General features: G+C 69.6%; 18 protein-coding genes. 8 read left to right on the top strand and 10 right to left on the bottom strand.

All coding sequences use genetic code 11. The features are described from left to right. Positions 1–80 precede the first annotated feature (80 nt). Both EPY72_RS04725 and EPY72_RS04730 read left to right on the top strand, forming a co-directional pair. A complete protein-coding gene (locus EPY72_RS04725) occupies positions 81–1,232 on the top strand; it encodes an SPFH domain-containing protein (RefSeq protein WP_209019551.1) in 1,152 nt (383 codons plus the stop codon). A 231-nt stretch (positions 1,233–1,463) separates the two neighbouring features. After that, the gene (locus tag EPY72_RS04730; RefSeq protein WP_135805726.1) at positions 1,464–2,072 is read left to right on the top strand and encodes a winged helix-turn-helix transcriptional regulator; all 609 of its coding nucleotides are present in this window, start codon (positions 1,464–1,466) and stop codon (positions 2,070–2,072) included. Between the two features lie 44 nt (positions 2,073–2,116). Here the strand turns inward: EPY72_RS04730 and EPY72_RS04735 are convergent, their stop codons facing one another. Next, positions 2,117–3,955 (bottom strand): flippase-like domain-containing protein, encoded by a 1,839-nt coding sequence (locus EPY72_RS04735; RefSeq protein ID WP_134669352.1) that lies wholly within the window; start codon positions 3,953–3,955, stop codon positions 2,117–2,119. 372 nt (positions 3,956–4,327) lie between these two features. On the opposite strand from EPY72_RS04735, the gene EPY72_RS04740 reads away from it, so the two are divergent. Then, entirely contained in the window at positions 4,328–4,567 is a 240-nt protein-coding gene (locus EPY72_RS04740) for a DUF7123 family protein (RefSeq protein WP_134669353.1), read from the top strand. A gap of 122 nt (positions 4,568–4,689) precedes the next feature. Here the strand turns inward: EPY72_RS04740 and yjjX are convergent, their stop codons facing one another. Both yjjX and EPY72_RS04750 read right to left on the bottom strand, forming a co-directional pair. Continuing rightward, entirely contained in the window at positions 4,690–5,208 is a 519-nt protein-coding gene (gene yjjX, locus EPY72_RS04745) for an inosine/xanthosine triphosphatase (protein ID WP_135805727.1), read from the bottom strand. Positions 5,209–5,276: 68 nt separating this feature from the next. Then, the gene (locus tag EPY72_RS04750) at positions 5,277–6,074 is read right to left on the bottom strand and encodes a helical backbone metal receptor (RefSeq protein WP_135805728.1); all 798 of its coding nucleotides are present in this window, start codon (positions 6,072–6,074) and stop codon (positions 5,277–5,279) included. A gap of 249 nt (positions 6,075–6,323) precedes the next feature. On the opposite strand from EPY72_RS04750, the gene EPY72_RS04755 reads away from it, so the two are divergent. After that, on the top strand, positions 6,324–7,289 hold the full coding sequence (locus tag EPY72_RS04755; protein WP_134669359.1) for a transcription initiation factor IIB: 966 nt from the start codon (positions 6,324–6,326) through the stop codon (positions 7,287–7,289). Between the two features lie 52 nt (positions 7,290–7,341). Beyond that, the gene (locus tag EPY72_RS04760) at positions 7,342–8,370 is read left to right on the top strand and encodes a DNA-methyltransferase (RefSeq protein WP_135805729.1); all 1,029 of its coding nucleotides are present in this window, start codon (positions 7,342–7,344) and stop codon (positions 8,368–8,370) included. 9 nt (positions 8,371–8,379) lie between these two features. Here EPY72_RS04760 and EPY72_RS04765 read toward each other — a convergent pair whose 3' ends face one another. Then, positions 8,380–9,036, bottom strand: coding sequence for a helix-turn-helix domain-containing protein (locus EPY72_RS04765; protein ID WP_134669363.1), 657 nt, complete (start codon positions 9,034–9,036; stop codon positions 8,380–8,382). A gap of 84 nt (positions 9,037–9,120) precedes the next feature. On the opposite strand from EPY72_RS04765, the gene EPY72_RS04770 reads away from it, so the two are divergent. Both EPY72_RS04770 and EPY72_RS04775 read left to right on the top strand, forming a co-directional pair. Then, positions 9,121–9,792: a type I 3-dehydroquinate dehydratase gene (locus EPY72_RS04770; protein ID WP_134669364.1), complete on the top strand. Its 672-nt coding sequence runs from the start codon at positions 9,121–9,123 to the stop codon at positions 9,790–9,792. A gap of 43 nt (positions 9,793–9,835) precedes the next feature. Further along, on the top strand, positions 9,836–10,315 hold the full coding sequence (locus EPY72_RS04775; protein WP_134669366.1) for a zinc ribbon domain-containing protein: 480 nt from the start codon (positions 9,836–9,838) through the stop codon (positions 10,313–10,315). Here EPY72_RS04775 and EPY72_RS04780 read toward each other — a convergent pair whose 3' ends face one another. From EPY72_RS04780 to ppsA, 4 genes are all read right to left on the bottom strand, one after another. After that, complete coding sequence (locus tag EPY72_RS04780) at positions 10,316–11,500, bottom strand: 3-dehydroquinate synthase II (protein ID WP_135805730.1); 1,185 nt, start codon at positions 11,498–11,500, stop codon at positions 10,316–10,318. A gap of 76 nt (positions 11,501–11,576) precedes the next feature. Further along, complete coding sequence (locus EPY72_RS04785) at positions 11,577–12,449, bottom strand: DUF7537 family lipoprotein (RefSeq protein ID WP_135805731.1); 873 nt, start codon at positions 12,447–12,449, stop codon at positions 11,577–11,579. 94 nt (positions 12,450–12,543) lie between these two features. Further along, the gene (locus EPY72_RS04790) at positions 12,544–13,710 is read right to left on the bottom strand and encodes a hypothetical protein (RefSeq protein ID WP_135805732.1); all 1,167 of its coding nucleotides are present in this window, start codon (positions 13,708–13,710) and stop codon (positions 12,544–12,546) included. A 94-nt stretch (positions 13,711–13,804) separates the two neighbouring features. Continuing rightward, entirely contained in the window at positions 13,805–16,129 is a 2,325-nt protein-coding gene (ppsA, locus tag EPY72_RS04795; protein WP_134669373.1) for a phosphoenolpyruvate synthase, read from the bottom strand. A gap of 199 nt (positions 16,130–16,328) precedes the next feature. Between ppsA and EPY72_RS04800 the strand changes: the two genes are divergently transcribed. Beyond that, entirely contained in the window at positions 16,329–16,757 is a 429-nt protein-coding gene (locus EPY72_RS04800) for a hypothetical protein (RefSeq protein WP_135805733.1), read from the top strand. A gap of 10 nt (positions 16,758–16,767) precedes the next feature. Here the strand turns inward: EPY72_RS04800 and EPY72_RS04805 are convergent, their stop codons facing one another. Together EPY72_RS04805 and EPY72_RS04810 are read right to left on the bottom strand one after the other, a co-directional pair. Then, entirely contained in the window at positions 16,768–17,469 is a 702-nt protein-coding gene (locus tag EPY72_RS04805) for a TIGR00266 family protein (protein ID WP_134669377.1), read from the bottom strand. 83 nt (positions 17,470–17,552) lie between these two features. Beyond that, a complete protein-coding gene (locus EPY72_RS04810; RefSeq protein ID WP_134669378.1) occupies positions 17,553–17,747 on the bottom strand; it encodes a DUF7312 domain-containing protein in 195 nt (64 codons plus the stop codon). Positions 17,748–17,781: the final 34 nt, after the last annotated feature.

The following is a 17,781-nucleotide window of genomic DNA, read 5'->3' on the forward strand; positions in this document are numbered from 1 at the left end:
GCCGCGGGAGGGATGTTTTCGCCCCCGTATCGGCGAGTACGAGCAGAATGTTTAACACTGGTTCTTTCTTACACCCAAGTATGTTAGTTCCGCTACAAGCTACCTTCGGCGGGCTCACCGTCGTCGCGCTGCTGTTCCTCGCGTTAGTCGTCATTACCGTCTGGCAGTCGGTCGAGATCGTCGACGCGACGGAGAAGCGCGCGCTGACCGTGTTCGGCGAGTACCGAAAGCTCCTCGAACCCGGCATCAACTTCGTCCCGCCGTTCGTGAGCGCGACCCACCGCTTCGACATGCGGACCCAGACCCTCGACGTACCGCGACAGGAAGCGATCACCCGCGACAACTCGCCGGTGACCGCCGACGCCGTCGTCTACATCAAGGTCATGGACGCCAAGAAGGCGTTCCTCGAAGTCGAAGACTACAAGCGAGCGGTCTCGAACCTCGCACAGACCACCCTCCGGGCGGTGCTGGGCGACATGGAACTCGACGACACGCTCAACAAGCGCCAGCAGATCAACGCCAAGATCCGCAAAGAGCTCGACGAGCCCACCGACGAGTGGGGCATCCGCGTCGAGAGCGTCGAGGTCCGGGAGGTCAACCCGAGCAAGGACGTCCAGCAGGCGATGGAGCAACAGACGTCCGCCGAGCGCAAGCGCCGGGCCATGATTCTGGAGGCCCAGGGTGAGCGCCGGAGCGCCATCGAGACCGCCGAGGGTGACAAGCAGTCGAACATCATCCGGGCGCAGGGCGAAAAGCAGAGCCAGATCCTCGAAGCGCAGGGTGACGCGGTCTCGACGGTCCTGCGAGCGAAGTCCGCCGAGTCGATGGGCGAGCGCGCGGTCATCGACAAGGGGATGGAGACGCTCGAATCCATCGGGCAGGGCGAGTCGACCACGTTCGTGCTCCCCCAGGAGCTGTCGTCGCTGGTCGGTCGCTACGGCAAGCACCTCACCGGCAGCGACGTCGAGACCGACGGCGACCAGCTCGACAGCCTCGACTTCGACGAGGAGACCCGCGAGCTGATCGGCCTCGACAACATCGAGGAGATCCTCGGCCAGATCGACGAGGAGGCCGAGATGGACGTCGAAGCGATGGAGCAGGAGGCCGAGGCCATCAAGCAGGGCGAGGATCCGACCGACATCAAGAGCCCCGACGAGGTCATCCAGGAGATGGACGAGGAGAACCCCGTCGAGGACGTCGAGCCGGAGATGGACGCCGAAGTAGAGAAGTAACCCCTACTCTTCGGACGCTTTCGTGTCTCGCGCTCGCCCGAGAGCCCCGCCGTTATCGGGCCGTCTTGGCGAGCAGATGAAACCAATTGTGACTGGGGTCCGAGAGGCCGCGACCGATCCCGGCGAGCGAGCGCCGAACGAGCCGGCTCGGCGCCGACGCCGACCCCTCTGGTGTGCGAGGGTTTGGCAAACGAAGACGTTTTAATCCTCCGTACCGAGAATCCCGTGTAGATGAGTGAGCGTTCCGACGTGGACGAAAATAAGCGGGCGACGCTTCGGCGCTTCGCGGTGTTAGGCGCCGCGACGCCGCTTGCCACGCTCCGGGACGACGACGGCGACGAGAGCGAAGTCCGGGACGCCATCGCGGGCTACGTCGCGACCACGCCGGGCGCGCACTTCTCGAAGATCCGCGACGACCTGCAACTCGGGACCGGCGAGGCCCAACACCACCTCCGAGAGCTCCTCGACGCAAAGACCCTCGAGAGCCGTCGCGACGGCGACTACCGCCGGTTCTACCCCACCGAGCAGTTCTCGGCGTTCGAGCAGGTCGCGCTCGGCTACCTCCGCCGGGAGACCCCGCGGGGGATGTTGATCGAACTGCTCAGAGACCCCGCGGCGACCGGTAGCGACCTCGCGGACGCCCTCGACGTCTCGCGACCGACCGTGAGCAAGTACGCCGCCAGCCTGGAGGAGGCCGGACTCCTCGACCGGGAGGACGGCTACGCGGTCCGCGAACCCGAGACGGTCATCACGCTCCTGGTGCGGTACGCCGACTCGTTCGGCGAACGCGCCGCGTCGTTCGCGGCCCAGGCCGACGGCTTCATCTCGTTCGACCCGTAGCGGGCGCCTCGTTTTCCGGCGCCGCGAACCCAAAACGGACCGATTCAGTCGTCGGTCGGTTCGGCGGCCTCGGCCTCGACGCGCTTGCTCTGCTCGACCGCCTCGGTCAGCGAGACGTTCAACACCAGCATCGAGCCGACGCCACCGATCAGCGTAACGACGTTTTTGACCGCGTGATCCAGGATGGCCGCCCCGAGCGCGACGCTCCAGCCGATGGGGGTCAGCCCCGCCACGAGGACCGTAAACGCCCCCTCGTAGAGGCCGATGCCGCCGGGCGACAGCGGCAACACCTTCGCGAGGTTGCCGACGCTGACCGCGAAGAAGCCGACCGCGACCATCGTGACCACCGGTAGCGAGACGTCGAACGCCGCGAGCACGAGCAAAGCGGTCGCCACGTCGAGCGTCCAGATGGCGAGGCTCGACGCCCCCACCGTGGCGAACGCGCCCCGGTCGCCCGCGACGGTCTGGACGTCGCCCGTGAACCGCTCGACGACGCCCGCGACGTACTCGGCGTACGAGTCCGAGCTGAGCCGCGAGACCGCCCCGCGGACGAAGTTGCGGTCCGACCGGGCGCTGGCGACGATGACCGCGACCGCGAGGATGGCCGCGAGGCCGACCCCGCCCGCGACGTACACCGCGGTCTGGCCGCTCGACCCGACGCCGCCCTCGGCCGGCCCGGGGCCGAGCACGGTCGACTGGAGGCCCGCGATCGAGGTCACGCCGGTGAGCGCGAGCCCGATCAGCACCGCGCCCGCGAGCACCGTGATCGTCAGCAGGTCGAAGACGCGCTCGACCGCCAGCGACGCGAACCCGGTCGGGTACGGGATCGACCGGCGGGCCTTCACGACGTAGGCCCGGACCCCGTCGCCGAGCCGCGCCGGGAACACGAGGTTGCCGGTCTGGCTGATGAAGATCGCCCCCGTCAGGAACCCAGTCGTCTCGGTGTAGTCGAGTTCTTCGAGGATGTCCTTGTACCGGCGCCCGCGCAGGGGCCACGACAGCGCGTAGACGACCGCGGCGACCCCGACCAGCGTCGGGTCGGCCGCCCGCATCCGGGCGAGCACCTCCTCGACCGGGAGGTAGAGGGTCGTCAGCGCGATCGCGATCACCGTCAACAGCAGACCCGCGACGATCGACACCCGACGGGTGATCCGAGGCTGGACCGAAAACTCCCACCAGCACCGCAGGATCTGGCTCCCCATGCCGAACACGTCCCGGACGATGTCGACCTTCGAGTCGCCTTTCGGGGTCCAGTCGACCGCGAACTCCTTGACGTCGTAGCCCCGCCGCTGGGCCCGGACCAGCACCTCGGTGTCCCAGAACCAGTGTTCGTCCTCGACGTCGGCCAGCACGTCGAACAGTGCCGCGCGATCGAACGCCTTGAACCCGCACTGGTGGTCCCGGAGCCCCGAGCCCAGGAACGTACGGGTCAGCCCGTTGAACCCCCGGCTGGCGACGTCGCGTTTCGCCGGCCGGTCGGCCTCGTCGCCGGGCATCCACCGCGAGCCGGTGGCGAACTCGTACCCGCCCGTCCGGACGCTCTCGACCAACTCTTCGAGGTGTCGCATGTCGGTCGCGAGGTCGGTGTCGAAGTACACCAGCGTCTCGCCGTCGGCGGCCTCGAACGCGCGGTTGAGCGCCCCGCCGCGGCCGAGTCGCTCGTCGCTGTGGAAGTGTCGGACCCGGTCGTCCTCGGCGGCCATCCGGTCGGCGATATCGGGCGTACGGTCGTCGCACCCGTCCTCGGCGACGATGACCTCGAAGGCTCCCGCGGGGAGAAACGACCCCAGCGTCGAGAGCGTGGTCTCGACCGTGTTCTCGATGGTCGCCTCCTCGTTGTAGGCCGGGAGGACGACGCTGACCTCGACTGCGCGGCCACTCATTGTCGAACGGGACAGTCCGCCGGCCTAAGTACCTTCTGCTCCGTTCCGGGAGTCAGCGACGGGCTAAGCGGGCCTTCGACGCGCTCGGGAGCCGTCGGACGGCGATCGCGGCCGACGCGACGAGACACCCGCCGGTAACTCGGCGTTACTCTCGTTCCACGCGACGTTTCCCGCCGTTTCGACCGTTTCGGTCGCCGGCCGAATCCGCCCGGGCGGGCGGCCCGGGCGAAACTCCGGATTAACCAGCCGTACCAACACCCCGTCCCGGGGGTGTTTTGTTCGTTTCCCAGCTTGCGAAATCGCATGCGGGCGGCGTGTTAACCGGGTGTACCAAATCCCCTAAGGCGGACGCCGCGCTACGTAGAGATAGTCATGAGCACGACCGCTGCTGGCACGACCACCCTCACCGACAAGCAACAGCGCATCCTCGGGTACCTCCGCGAGCACGGCGACACCAAGACGTACTTCAAGTCCCGGCTCATCGGCGACGAACTCGGCCTGACCGCCAAGGAGGTCGGCGCGAACATGACCGCCATCGCCGAGGGGAGCTTCGACGTCGACGTCGAGAAGTGGGGGTACTCCTCGTCGACGACGTGGAAGGTCACGGCCTGAAGCCGCCCGCCGAACCCCGTCCCCGGTCGTTCCGCTGCTGGCACGCGCTCGGGGGTTTCCGCGGTTCGATTCCGCTCTCGCTTTTTCCGCAGCGTGATCGAGACCACAGCCGCCCCGCCGCCTCACTCGTAGCGGTCGGTCACGAACGGGCCGAGCGCGCCCGCGAGCGCCGCGGCGAGCGCGCTCTCGCGGTCGATGACCTCGCCCGTCAACACCCCGGCCGCACCCTGCCGTTCCGCGACGTCGGCGGTGCCCAAGACGTCGTCCATCACCGGACCGAGTTCCTCGCCGGCCCTGACGCGGGCGGCGACCGACTCGGGGAGGCCGAGTCGCGGGCCCGCGCCGAGCCCCGATCGCTCGCCGTCGGTGACCGCCGCCCACATGGTCAAAAACAGGCCGTCGGCGCCCTCGACCTCGGCGACCCCGCCTTCGAGGCCGACGCCGAGATCGAACGCGCCGGCGTCGAGGGCGTTCCGGGCGCGGGTCCGCGCGCCCTCGATCGTCTCCGACGGGCCGAACGGCTGTTCGCTCACGCCCGACCGGACGTCGACGGCGTCGACCGACGCGTCTGTGACCCCCGAGAGCGCGGTCTCGGTCGCCCGCCGCTTCACCGGGTTCGTGCTGCCGACGGCGACTCGCATACCCGAGCCGAGACGGGCGTCCGACTTGGCGGTTGCGCTCGCGGGCCGATCCCCCGACGCGAGCCGACCTACGCCTCGATCGCCGCGGGGTGGAGGACGGCCGCGAGCGTCTCGACGCCCTCGATCAGCCGCGGACTCGGCTGGTTCAAAAGCGAGTCGTCGAGGACGTGGACGTTGTCCCGTTCGATCGCCGGGAGCTCCCAGCCCCGGTCGGCCACGACCGCGGGGTCGCTCCGCTCGCCGTGCCCGCAGACGTGGAGCACGACGTGTTCGGGGCCGGCGGCTTCGACGCTCGCGGCCGAGACCTCCCGAGAGCGTTCGCCCGGCGGGACGAACGGGTAGCGCCCGCCGGCGGTCTCGATGGCCTCGGGCACCCAGTTGCCCGCCGCCATCGGCGGGTCCGACCACTCCTCGGCGTAGACGACCGGGCGGTCGCGGCCCGCCACGAGCCCCCGGACGCGGTCGAGCCGGCTCCGGGCGCGCCACGCGAGGTCGTGGCCCGCCTTCGGGAGCCCGGCGGCCGCCCCGAACGCGGCGAACGACTCGACGACGTCCGCGAGCGTGGCCGGCGCCGCGTGGAACACCTCGTGGCCGCGCTCGCGGAGGTCGGCGGCGACCTCCGCCTGGAGGTCGTCGGACGTCACCACGAGGTCGGGGTCGAGGGCCGCGACCGCGTCGTAGTCGGGGTCGAGCCAGCCGCCGACCCGCGCGGCGTCGACATCCGAGCAATGGTGGGTCGCCCCCACGACCCGGTCCAGCCCGCCGAGCGCGCGCAGGGTCTCGGTCGCGCTCGGCGCCAGCGAGACGATTCGCTCGGGCCGCGAATCGGGGGCCGTCGGCTCCGGTCGGTCGGGTGCGGCGTCCATCGCGTCCCACTCGGAGCCCCGGGGGATTAAATCGTCCGCTCGCGGGGCCCCGCGCCCAGTCCGAGAGACGCGCCGTCTCCGCGGCGACTTCGCGGACCGTGGTAGCCGTTCACGCGAACCGCGAAATATAATTCCGAAAATACTAAATACCTTTCGGAAGTATTGAGGTGTAAGAACTGAGGTCCGGGTTTCTCAGGTTTTCCCCCTGCCCGGTAGCCCACGGCCTCTCGCGTAATTAGAGGAGCTAGCATGACAGACACCCGAATCCAGACCAGAACTGCGAGCGAGAACGAAGTCGAAGACGAACGAGAAGACGGAACCGCCTGCCCGGAGTGCAGCGGCCACCTCATCGCCGACGACGAGCGCGGCGAGACCGTCTGCGAGGACTGCGGCCTCGTCGTCGACGAAGACCAGGTCGACCGCGGCCCCGAGTGGCGCGCGTTCGACTCGAAGGAGAAAAACGAAAAGAGCCGGGTCGGCGCCCCGACCACCAACACGATGCACGACAAGGGGCTGTCGACCAACATCGACTGGCGCAACAAGGACGCCTACGGCAACTCGCTCGGTTCGCGCCAGCGCGAGAAGATGCAACGGCTCCGCAAGTGGAACGAGCGGTTCCGGACCCGCGACTCCAAAGAGCGCAACCTCAAGCAGGCGCTCGGCGAGATCGACCGCATGGCTTCGGCGCTCGGGCTCCCGAACAACGTCCGGGAGACCGCTTCGGTCATCTACCGGCGCGCGCTCGACGAGGACCTCCTGCCCGGCCGCTCGATCGAGGGCGTCTCGACGGCCTGCGTCTACGCCGCGGCCCGACAGGCCGGCGTCCCCCGGAGCCTCGACGAGATCGCGGACGTGAGCCGGGTCGAGAAGAGCGAGGTCGCCCGGACCTACCGGTACGTGGTCCGAGAGCTCAACCTCGAAGTCAAGCCCGCCGACCCCGAGAGCTACGTCCCGCGGTTCGCCTCCGGGCTCGACCTCTCAGACGAGGCCGAACACCGCGCCCGCGAACTCCTCCAGACCGCCAAAGAGCAGGGCGTCCACAGCGGGAAGTCGCCGGTCGGGCTCGCCGCGGCCGCCGTCTACGCCGCCGCGCTACTCACCAACGAGAAGACCACGCAGGCCGAGGTCAGCGAGGTCGCCGACATCAGCGAGGTCACGATCCGCAACCGCTACCACGAACTGCTCGAAGCCGAGGAAGCGCCCGCAGTCCTGTAGTCTCCCGAACCGAAAGACCGTTCTGTCGCCCGCGTGAGATGCCACCAAGCGGATGGAGACCGAACACCGGATCCACGTCGGCGACGCTCGCGAACTCGACGGAGTGAGCGACGGCTCCGTCGAACTGGTCGTCACCTCGCCGCCGTACCCCATGATCGAGATGTGGGACGATCTGTTCGGGGCGCTCGACCCCGCGATCGAGGACCGCCTCGCGGCGGGCGAGGCCGACGCCGCCTTCGAGGCGATGCACGACGCGCTCGACCCGGTGTGGGACGAACTAGCCCGCGTGCTCGTCGACGGCGGTATCGCCGCGATCAACGTCGGCGACGCGACCCGAAGCCTCGGCGGGGGCTTCCAGGTGTTCCCGAACCGGGCCGAACTGGTGGCCCGGCTCCGCGATCGGGGGTTCGCGCTGCTGCCCGAGATCGTCTGGCGCAAGCCCGCCAACGGCCACACCAAGTTCATGGGGTCGGGGATGGTGCCGCCCAACGCCTACCCGACGCTCGAACACGAGTACGTCCTCGTGTTCCGAAACGGGACCGAACCCCGGTCGTTCGAGCCGGGCGCCGACCGGCGCTACGAGGCCGCCTACTTCTGGGAGGAGCGAAACGAGTGGTTCTCGGACCTCTGGACCGACGTTCGGGGGACCGGCCAGTCGCTCGACGCCGAAGCCCTCCGCGATCGGTCGGCCGCCTACCCCTTCGAGATCCCCCATCGGCTCGTCCAGATGTACTCGGCGTACGGCGACACGGTGCTCGACCCCTTCTGGGGGACCGGCACCACGACGCTCGCGGCGATGGTCGCGGGCCGGGACTCGGTGGGCTACGAACTCGACCGGGAGTTCCGGGCGGTGTTCGACGACCGCGTCGCCGGCGTCGGGTCGCTGGCCGACCGCGTGGCCCGCGAGCGACTCGACGCCCACCGCGCGTTCGCGGCCGACGCCGACCTCGGCTACGACGCCGAACACTACGATTTCGGCGTGAAGACGAAACAGGAGCGCCGGATACGGCTGTACACCGTCGACGGCTACGAGCGCGAGGGCGACCGGTACGTCGTCGCCCACGAGCCGGTCGAGGAGTGAGGCCCCGAGCTACCCCGTCTCGTCGGGAAGCGTCAGCGCCGACCGGACCAGCGCCTCCGAGCCCCGGCGGATCCGCTGGGAGGCGGCGTTGGCCGAGATGCCAAGCGCCTCGCCGATCTCCTCGGCGGACGCGGCCCGCGGGACCGCGAAGTACCCCGCCTCGGCCGCCGTGACCAGCGCCTCGTACTGCGCGGGCGTCAGCCCGAACTCGCGCTGGCGCGGTTCGGCGGGGTGGGTGAGGTGGTTGACCTCGAACGAGTGGTCGGTCTCCCGGAAGTGGGTCTGGAACGACGACACCATCTCCTCCTCGGCGAACCGCAGTCGCAGGGTCCACCGGTCGGACCGCGCGGTCGCCTCGATGATCACCGCGTGGTGGTCGATCATGTCGTGGACCAGATCGCAGACCTCGTCGGTCCACACGACCCGGTACAGCACCTCCCCGTCGGCCTCCTCCGCGACGTCGACCTCGGCGACCGTCGGGTCGTCGGCCAGCGCTCGCCGGAACCGCTCGAAGTCGCCGCCGGTCGCCCAGAGAAACGGGAACACCTCCCTCGGGCTGTGAGTTGCCAATCGGTCGGCCTCGATCGTCATCTCGGGGACCGCCGACAGCGCCTCCGCCAGCGCGAAGGCGCGTGCGGGGATGGTGAACTCGCCGACGATACTCATGGCCCTACTCCGGGAGCCGGCGAAATAAGTGCCCGGGCGGACCCGACGGATACGCTTTTACCGGTCGGTCCCACAGGGTCGGGCATGGAGTTCGACGAGTTCGTCCTCGCGGCCGCCGTCGGCGACCTCGACGCCGAGCCCCGAGCGCGCCCGCACGCCGACGCGGTCGAGTTCCGGATGGACCTCGCCGACGACCCGCTCGCGGCGCTGGCCGACTACGACGGCGAGCTTCCGGTTATCGCCACCAACCGCGCGGCGTGGGAGGGCGGCGAGGCCGGCGACGACGAGGCCCGACTCGCCGCCCTCGCCGAGGCCGCCGAACTAGCCTGCGTCGGCGCGGTCGACGTGGAACTGAAGAGCCTGACCGACGGCGAGGGCGAGACGGTCGCCGAGCGCGCTCGCCGGACCGGGACCGCCGTGATCGCTTCCGTCCACGACTTCGGGGCCACGCCGCCGACGCCCGAACTGCGCGGCCTGCTCGAATCGGCCACCGACCGGGGCGACGTCGGGAAGCTCGCGGTGACCGCCGAGGACCGGGCCGACGTGCTCGACCTGCTCGGGGTCACCCACGAGTTCGGGACGGCGGGCGCGCGGGTCGCCACGATGGCGATGGGCGCGGCGGGTCGACACTCGCGGGCGGTCGCGCCGGTGTACGGGTCGAAGATCGGGTACGCGCCGGTCGACCCCGCCGAGGCGACCGCTCCGGGTCAGTACGACCTCCGGACGCTCGCGGGGCTGGTCGAGCAGTTGCGGTGAGCGGGGACAGCATTTATATTCGTCGGCCGGTAACCCCCGGACAGTGACTCGTACGAAATCCGGAAAGCGACCGTGGCTGGGCGCCCTACTGTCGTTTTTCCTGCCCGGTATCGGGCACGTCTATCTGAAGGAGTGGCTCCGGTCGGCGATGTGGTTCGCGCTCGCGGTCAGCGCGGTCTTGCTGTTCGTTCCGATGCCCGACTCGGTGATGGCGTCGGCCGAGGCCGGCGGGATGGAGTCGGCGTGGACCGCCGCGATGGAGGCCACCTCGGACCTGTCGCTGGAGGCGATGCTCCCCGTGCTCGTGGTTCGGATCTTCAGCGGGATCGACGCCTACTGGCTCGCGCTCCGGACCGACAGCGTCGGCGGCGACGACGGGAACGGCGGCGCGGAGTGTCCCTCGTGCGGTCGCACCGTCGACGAGGACCTCGACTTCTGTCAGTGGTGTACGGCGCCCCTTCCGGGTCGCGACGAGGGCTCGGAGGGGGAGGTCTCGGCCGAGAACGGCGCGGTCTCGCGGTAGTTACTTCTCGATGATGCTCTCCTCGACGGTCTCGCCGAAGTGGCGAGCGCCGCCCTCGCGGTAGACCCGGAGTTCGTCGCCGACCGCGAGATCGGTGACGGCGGTCCGGCCCTCGCGGGTCGGGACCTTGATCGTCTCGGCGTTCTGGAGCAGCGTCTCCACCCGGTCGCCGGGGCCGCTCGAACTCTCGTCGTCGAACTCCGCCTCGACGCGGAACATCGGACGCTTCTCGATCTTGACCCGGCCGACGGTCGCCTCCCTGGTGGTGCCGTCCAGATCGACGATCTGGACTTGATCGCCGGATTTCAGCTCCGAGAGGTACTTGGTACCGCCGTCGGGCGTCCGGACGTAGGCGTGGACCGCGCCCGCGTTCACCCGGAACGGCCGGGAGGCGACGTACGGCGACTCGGCGGTCTCGGCGTGGACGAAAAAGAGCCCGCGGGACATCGACCCGACCAACATCCCCTCGTCGTGGTCCATCAGGCTCCCGGTGTCGATACAGACCCGGTCGGCGGTGCCGGTGCGCTCGACCGCGGTGACGGTCGCCCAGTCGAACTCGAGGGTCTCGCGTTCGGCCTCGTCGCGGACCGCGACCGTCTCGCGGATCTCGTCGGGGTCGTCGGTGTCGAGCAGGACCGCGTCGCTCCCGATTTCGAGGGTCTCGAACGCGGTCTGGGCCTCGGCGGCCGTGGTGACCCCCGCGACGAGTTCGGTCTCCTCGCCGATCCGGGCGATGAGATTTTCGAGGGGGATGATCGTCCAGTCCTCGCCGACGACGAGGGTGTAGTCGGCCTCGGTCGCGGCCGCCTCGGCGAACGCCTCGTAGTCCTCGTCGAAGATGCGAACGTACGCGCCGTCGGCCCGGTCGTCGTCGCGCCGGAGCGTCGAGAGGTCCGCCGACCCCGAGAAGTCCGAGGGGAGATCGACCGTCCCGTCGCCCTCGCCGTCCTTGCCGACGACGTAGGCGTCGGGTTGGGCCGCCGATCCGGCCTCGTCGATCACTTCGGCGTCGCCATCGGTGAACGCCGCGACGTTCACGTCCCCGAGCTCCCGGACGCGTCCGACGTCTTCGCGGTCGACGAGCACCCAGTCGACCCCGGATTCGAGTCCCGCGGTGATGCGTCGCCGACGCGCGTCCCAGTCGCCGACCGCGTCGTCGGCCTTCAGCCATACCGAGCGTGTCATACTCGGAGGCTTGCGTCCCGGTGGCTTGAACGTGGCGGATGCGGCGACCCCACGCCCGCGCGCGGTCGGAGCCGGGTCAGTCCGAACCCGGCGCCGTCGTGGGCGTTTCGGCCGTCGCGTTGGTCGACCTGAGCGCGGGCGCGACCCACTTCGGGCGCTCGACCGATCGCTCGTCGAGGTCGGCGAGTTCGAACTCGTAGTGGACCCGGGTGGTCGGTTCCTCGCCCTCGTAGCCCGCCGTCAGCGAGAGTTCGTGGACCCGGCCCTCGCGGTCGACGACCGCGGTCGCGTCGAGGTCGGTGACGTTGGCCGCGCCGGCGGGCTCGGTCGCCCGGAGGACCGCGACCTCCCGGCCGTCGCGCTCCTCGATCCGGTCGATGTCGTAGTCGCCGGCCGCCAGCGCGAGTTCGACGAGCCACGCGTTGGTGACCTGCGAGTCGAGGTCGGCCCGCGGCAGGTGGGCCCACGACTCGTCGGGGACGCCGATCCCCTCGCCCGAGCGGTTGTACGCCCGGACCCGCGTCCAGTCCTCGCGATCGTACCGGACGACGCTCGCGGTGTGGTTCGCCCAGATGTCGGTGGCGACCGCCGTCGTCTCGTCGCCGAGGTCGCGCTCGCTCGTGGAGTTGACGACCAGCGGCGCCAGCCCGGTCTCGACCCGCCCGCGCTGGACGGTCCGCTGGCTCGCGGGCCCGACCGTGACGTTCGCGCGGAACGCGAACGCGAACCCGGTCTCGTTGAGCGCGGCCCGGTGGGCCGCCACCAGCGCGGCGGCGTCCGCGACGCCCGACTCGTTCAGTCCGGGTGCGAACGTCGCGTTCGCGCCCTCGTCGGTCACCGGCGGGGCGTCGGTCGTCGTCTCGGTCGCCGTGGGCGCGACCGTCCCGCCCGAACAGCCGGCCAGAAGCGTCGCCGCCGCCAGAACCAGCGCGGCCGTCGATGCACGCATTTCCGGGACGTGGGCGCTCGTGCCTGTTAAACCGGCTCGATTGTACCGGCTCGTTTACTCGCGTAGCCGGTGCTTTAGAACGGCTAAGTCGCGGTTACCCGGCCGGCGTTTCGGTCTCGGACGCCGTCTCGAAGCCGAAGCTCGCGTTGACGAGCGGAGTCCCGGTCGGTCCCGCGACCACGAAACGGTACTCGCCGTCGAGCCGGTCGGCCTCGCCCTCGGCCGGCGGTTCGTCGCCGATCACGGGATCGGCGCCGTCGGCGGGGAAGTAGACGTACGCCGCCTCGCCGGGTGCGAGCGATCGGTTCAGTTCGAGCGTGACGTTCCTCGCCCCGCGACGGACGCGAACCGTCGACTCGGGCGCGAGCGTCTCGCCGCCCTCGTTCGAGACGACGAAGTGGTCGTCCGCGGAGTCGACGTCGATATCGGCGGCGACGGTCGCCAGCGCGCGGTCGGCCCACGCCGGGTACTCGACGACGACCCCGCCGAGCGTTTCGAGCGTGAACTCGTATCGGAAGCCGGTCCGGTCGGTTTCGACGGTCACGTCGAGCCGGTGGATTCGCCCGCGCTCGTCGGCGACGACCGTCGCATCGTACGTCGAGACGTTCCCGAACGCGGTCGAACTCCGGTTGGGCGCGGTCGCGCGGAGCGTGGTCAGCGTGGATCCGTCGGTCGACCCGACGTCTGCGACCTCGAACTCGCCGGCCCGGAGCGCGGTCTCGACGAGTCGCGCCAGCGAGGCCTGCTCGGTCACGTCGAACGCCGTCGAGCCGACGACCGGCTCGCCGTCGGGCGACAGCGACGCGTTGGATTTGTCGTACACCGTCCGGTTCCGGGTGCGGTACTCGTAGAGGGCGACCGACTCGTTCGCCCAGATGTCCGATCGGATCCGCCGGGTACCGTCGTCAGACTGGACGTCGGTGACCGACCGGAGCCGGATCGGGGCGTGGTTCGTCCCGACCGCGGCGCGGGCGGTCCCCTGCTGGTCGAACGAGCCGTCGGCCGACCCCGCGGTCCGGACCCGGTAGGTGTAGCCCGTCTCGGCGAGCGCCGCCCGGTGGGCCGCCACCAGCGCGCTCGCGTTCGAGACGCCGTCGGGGCTCACTCCCGGCGGGAGGTCGGCGCTCGACGCGTCGGACCGGGCCGTCGTTTCGGTCGGCTCGCCCTCCGCGGCGGTCGTCGCCGTCTGGGCCGCGCTCCCCGCACACCCCGCGAGGACGACGAGCGCGAGTACCGCGGCTGTCGCCAATCGTGTCGACATACCGAACGGCTCCGGCGGGTGCGGAGATAAATCGACGGGACCGTCCGCGGTCCGACCCGGGAGAAATCGAGGGTTCGACCGCGGTAAGTCGTCGTTAGCGCACCGAGTCGAGCACGAGCTTCTGTTCGACGCGCTTGACCTCGTGTTGGACGTCCCGGACCGCGTCGATGTTGGCCGAGATGGAGCTGACCCCTTCGTTGACGAGGTGCTGGACCATCCGGGGCTTCGAACCGGCCTGCCCGCAGATCGAGGTCGCGACGTCGTGCTCGCGGCAGGTCTCGATGGTCTGGGAGATGAGTTCGAGCACCGACGGGTGGAGCTCGTCGAACCGGTCGGCGACGTTCTCGTTGTTGCGGTCGACCGCGAGGGTGTACTGGGTGAGGTCGTTGGTCCCGAACGAGGCGAAGTCGATCCCCTGTTCGGCCATCGCCTCGATGCCGAGGGCCGAGGCGGGCGTCTCGATCATCACGCCCCACGTCCGCTTGTCGGGGTCGATGCCCGCGTCCGCCATGAGGTTCCGGGCCCGAAGCACGTCCTCGGCGTCGTTGACCAGCGGGAACATGATCTCGACGTTGTCGTACCCCATCTCGTAGAGGCGGGCGAACGCCTCGAGCTCGTGGGCGAACACGTCGGGCCGGTCGAGGCTCCGTCGAATCCCCCGGTAGCCGAGCATGGGGTTGTGCTCGTCGGGCTCGTCCTCCCCGCCCTCGAGCTGGCGGAACTCGTCGGTCGGGGCGTCGAGGGTCCGCACCCGGACCGGCCGGGGGTAAAACTCCTCGGCGACGCCCCGGATGCCGTCGACGATCTCGGTGACGTAGGCGTCGACCCCGTGGTCGTCGAGGTACTTCGCGGGCGTCTTGTTGGTCGAGAGGATCATGTGCTCCATTCGGAGGAGCCCGACTCCGTCGGCGCCGGTCGCCGCCGCGCGCTCGGCGGCCTCCGGGATCGAGACGTTGACCTTGACCTCGGTGGCCGTCATCGGCTTGACCGGGGTCTTCGGGCGGGCGTCCTCGATCGGCTCGCGCTCCTCGTCGGTCTCCTGACGGCCCCGGACGACGGTTCCCTTGTCGCCGTCGATGGTGATGAGCTGGTCGTCTTCGAGCGCGGCGGTGGCGTCGCCCGACCCCACGACCGCGGGACAGCCAAGCTCCCGGGAGACGATGGCGGCGTGGCTGGTCATGCCGCCCTCGTCGGTGACGATGCCGGCCGCCCGCTTCATCGCGGGCACCATGTCGGGGGTCGTCATCTCGGTGACGATGACGTCGCCCTCCGCGACCTTGTCGAGCTGGTCGAGCTTCGTGACGATGCGGACCGGGCCGCTCGCGATGCCGGGGCTCGCGCCCAGCCCGGAGACGAGTACGTCGTCGCCGCTCGACTCGGCGCTGGCGTTCGCGCCCGCGGCCGACTCGACCGCGCCGCTCCCGTCGGCGATCCCCTCGGCGCTCCCGGCGCCGGCGTCTGTCTCGATCTCGCTCTCGTCGTCGATCGTCGTGATCGGACGCGACTGGAGCATGAAAACCTCGCCGTCGACGACCGCCCACTCGACGTCCTGCGGGCCGCCGTAGTGGTCCTCGACGCGCTCGCCCAGTTCGACGAGCCGCGCGATGTCCGACTCGTCGAGGACCTGCGACTCGCGCAGGTCGTCGTCGACGGCGCGCTCGACGGTCTCGCCCGTCTCGTCGTCTTTCTCCATCATCGTCTTCTTGTCGGCGACGGTCACGTCGACGGTCTCGCCCGTCTCGCGGTCGACGACGTAGTTGTCGGGCGAGACCGATCCCGAGACGACCGCCTCACCGAGCCCCCACGCGGCCTCGATGATGAGCTTTGGCTCCCCGGTCGAGGGGTGGCTGGTGAACATCACGCCCGACTTCTCGGCGTCGACCATCCGCTGGACCACGACAGCGATGTCGACTTTCGAGTGGTCGAACCCCTGCTCTTGGCGGTAGTAGATGGCCCGCTGGGTGAAAAGCGACGCCCAGCACTGCTTGACCCGGTCGACGAGGTCCTCGCGAGTGATGTTGAGGAAGGTCTCCTGCTGGCCCGCGAACGACGCGTCGGGCAGATCCTCGGCGGTCGCGGACGACCGGACCGCGACGAACGGATCGTCACCGAGGTCGTCGTAGGCGGCGAGCATCTCCTCGCGCATCCCCTCGGGGAACTCGGTGTCCAGAATGAGTTGTTCGGCCCGCGACTGGGCCTCGGCGAGCGCGGCGGAGTCCTCGGTGTCGACATCGACGGCCTCGAAGAGTTCCTCCTCGATGCCGGTCTCCTCCAGGAACCGGCGGTAGGTGCCAGCGGCGACGACGAACCCCGACGGGACGGGCAGGCCCGCGCCGGTGAGTTCCCCCAGCGACGCGCCCTTCCCGCCCACCGATTCGAGGTCGTCCGCAGTGACTTCGTCCAGCCAGAGTACAGCCATTGTGTCCGTGTAGTCGAACACGAAGGCGAATAAAGAATGTTCCGACCGTGTCGTCGCGGTAATATTTACTCGAAATCGGATACCGATACGGATTCGGAAATCGGACGACGGAGCCGCCCTCCCGGTCGGACGCGCGGTCGTGTTATTCGGCCGATACGAAACGCGTGGGTTTTATGTTCCGGGGTTCGTGGCATCGCTCATGGACGCGAAACGCTCGATTCGGTGGGCGCTCACCTACGTCGCGCTCTCGGCGGTCGCCGCCGTCCTCGGTGGCGGCCTCGTCGCCGCGGGCGCCGTGCTCGGACTCGGGACCGCCTACGAACAGCTCGCCGGCGGCGCCGCGCTCGGGTCGGTCGCCGCCACCGCCGCGCCCGGCCTCGCGCTCGCGGCGCTCGGCGCGGTCGTGTGGGCGGTCGGGTCGGTCGCCGCCTTCCTCAAGGTGTTCACCGAGGCGGTCGACGAACAGATGCGCGAGCGCTTCGACAGCGAGAAGGTCAAAAGCGAGATCCTGAGCGTGCTCGACGACCGGCTCACGGACGTCGAACGCGACACCGAGGAGACTCGCCGGAAGGTCGCCGAACTCAAGCGCGAGGAGACCGCAAGCGAGTTCGAGTTCGGCGAGCAGTGAGGCCGCCGGCCTAGAACACGTCGACGTCGACGCCGCCGTCGCCGTCGTCCGGAACCCCGCCGACGATAGCCTCGGTGAACGTGTCGAGCCCGCGGGTCTGGTACCACACCGTTCCCGGGCCGGTGAACTCCATCACGATCCCCTCCCCGCTCAGGAACGTCGACTTGAGGTCGCCGACCCGACGGGCGTCGAACTCGACGCCGCTCTCCCACGCGAGGACGTGTTCGTTGTCGACGACGTACGACTCGCCGTGGTCGAGTTCGACGGTCTCGATGCCGCCGAACGCCTCGATGAACACGTCGCCGGTCCCTCTGAGCGCCAGCGGCGTGATGCTCGCGCCCGCCAGCATCGACTTGAGGCCGCCGAACTCCGAGTCGATGTCGAGGTCCGGGTTCGACGCGAGATACGCGCCGTCGACCGCATAGAGGGTCTCGTCGTTCAGCTCGTGGTGGTAGATGTCGCCCGGGGTGGGCGGTGAGAGGGTCACGGTGCCGGCCTCGCCCTCGGCGGTGAACTCGTTGGCGAACATCGACTCGCCGCCGAGCATCGACTTGGCGGAGCTGAGGAGGCCGTCCCGGGTCGAGGTTGTCTCGACTGACACCGACGGCGAGTGGCTGACCATCGCGCCGGGTTCGGCGAGGACCGTCTCGCCTGCGCGGAGGTCGGCGACCAGATGAGCGTACGACGGGCGGTGGGTGAGTTCGAATTCCATGGGAATTACCGGACGAGGAGTCTCGTCCGCGCGAAGCTATTCGTGATATCGTGTTAACGTTTTCCCACCGGAGCGCCGACGGATCAGACCGCGAGCAGAACGAGCCGACCGAACAGCGCGAGCATGGTGAGAGCGCCGAGCGCGACGAAAAAGGCGTTCTCCGCCGACGGCGACCCCGGGTGAACCGAGAGATCGAAGTCCTCGATCTCGGCCTCGGCTTCGGCGTCCTCGCCGACGTCGTCGAGTTCGTACTTCCACTCCGAGTCGGAGTCCGGCATACGACCCGATACGGCACCCACCGTCAAAGCCTTG

The sequence above is a fragment of the Halorussus marinus genome (genome assembly GCF_004765795.1).
GTDB classification, from domain to species: Archaea; Halobacteriota; Halobacteria; order Halobacteriales; family Haladaptataceae; genus Halorussus; species Halorussus marinus.

Excerpts from the sequence above, each read along its gene's own strand:
- EPY72_RS04725 (WP_209019551.1), top strand. The coding sequence starts at position 81 with ATGTTAGTTCCGCTACAAGCTACCTTCGGCGGGCTCACCGTCGTCGCG.
- EPY72_RS04730 (WP_135805726.1), top strand. The coding sequence starts at position 1,464 with ATGAGTGAGCGTTCCGACGTGGACGAAAATAAGCGGGCGACGCTTCGG.
- EPY72_RS04735 (WP_134669352.1), bottom strand. The coding sequence starts at position 3,955 with ATGAGTGGCCGCGCAGTCGAGGTCAGCGTCGTCCTCCCGGCCTACAAC.
- EPY72_RS04740 (WP_134669353.1), top strand. The coding sequence starts at position 4,328 with ATGAGCACGACCGCTGCTGGCACGACCACCCTCACCGACAAGCAACAG.
- yjjX (WP_135805727.1), bottom strand. The coding sequence starts at position 5,208 with ATGCGAGTCGCCGTCGGCAGCACGAACCCGGTGAAGCGGCGGGCGACC.
- EPY72_RS04750 (WP_135805728.1), bottom strand. The coding sequence starts at position 6,074 with ATGGACGCCGCACCCGACCGACCGGAGCCGACGGCCCCCGATTCGCGG.
- EPY72_RS04755 (WP_134669359.1), top strand. The coding sequence starts at position 6,324 with ATGACAGACACCCGAATCCAGACCAGAACTGCGAGCGAGAACGAAGTC.
- EPY72_RS04760 (WP_135805729.1), top strand. The coding sequence starts at position 7,342 with ATGGAGACCGAACACCGGATCCACGTCGGCGACGCTCGCGAACTCGAC.
- EPY72_RS04765 (WP_134669363.1), bottom strand. The coding sequence starts at position 9,036 with ATGAGTATCGTCGGCGAGTTCACCATCCCCGCACGCGCCTTCGCGCTG.
- EPY72_RS04770 (WP_134669364.1), top strand. The coding sequence starts at position 9,121 with ATGGAGTTCGACGAGTTCGTCCTCGCGGCCGCCGTCGGCGACCTCGAC.
- EPY72_RS04780 (WP_135805730.1), bottom strand. The coding sequence starts at position 11,500 with ATGACACGCTCGGTATGGCTGAAGGCCGACGACGCGGTCGGCGACTGG.
- EPY72_RS04785 (WP_135805731.1), bottom strand. The coding sequence starts at position 12,449 with ATGCGTGCATCGACGGCCGCGCTGGTTCTGGCGGCGGCGACGCTTCTG.
- EPY72_RS04790 (WP_135805732.1), bottom strand. The coding sequence starts at position 13,710 with ATGTCGACACGATTGGCGACAGCCGCGGTACTCGCGCTCGTCGTCCTC.
- ppsA (WP_134669373.1), bottom strand. The coding sequence starts at position 16,129 with ATGGCTGTACTCTGGCTGGACGAAGTCACTGCGGACGACCTCGAATCG.
- EPY72_RS04800 (WP_135805733.1), top strand. The coding sequence starts at position 16,329 with ATGGACGCGAAACGCTCGATTCGGTGGGCGCTCACCTACGTCGCGCTC.
- EPY72_RS04805 (WP_134669377.1), bottom strand. The coding sequence starts at position 17,469 with ATGGAATTCGAACTCACCCACCGCCCGTCGTACGCTCATCTGGTCGCC.
- EPY72_RS04810 (WP_134669378.1), bottom strand. The coding sequence starts at position 17,747 with ATGCCGGACTCCGACTCGGAGTGGAAGTACGAACTCGACGACGTCGGC.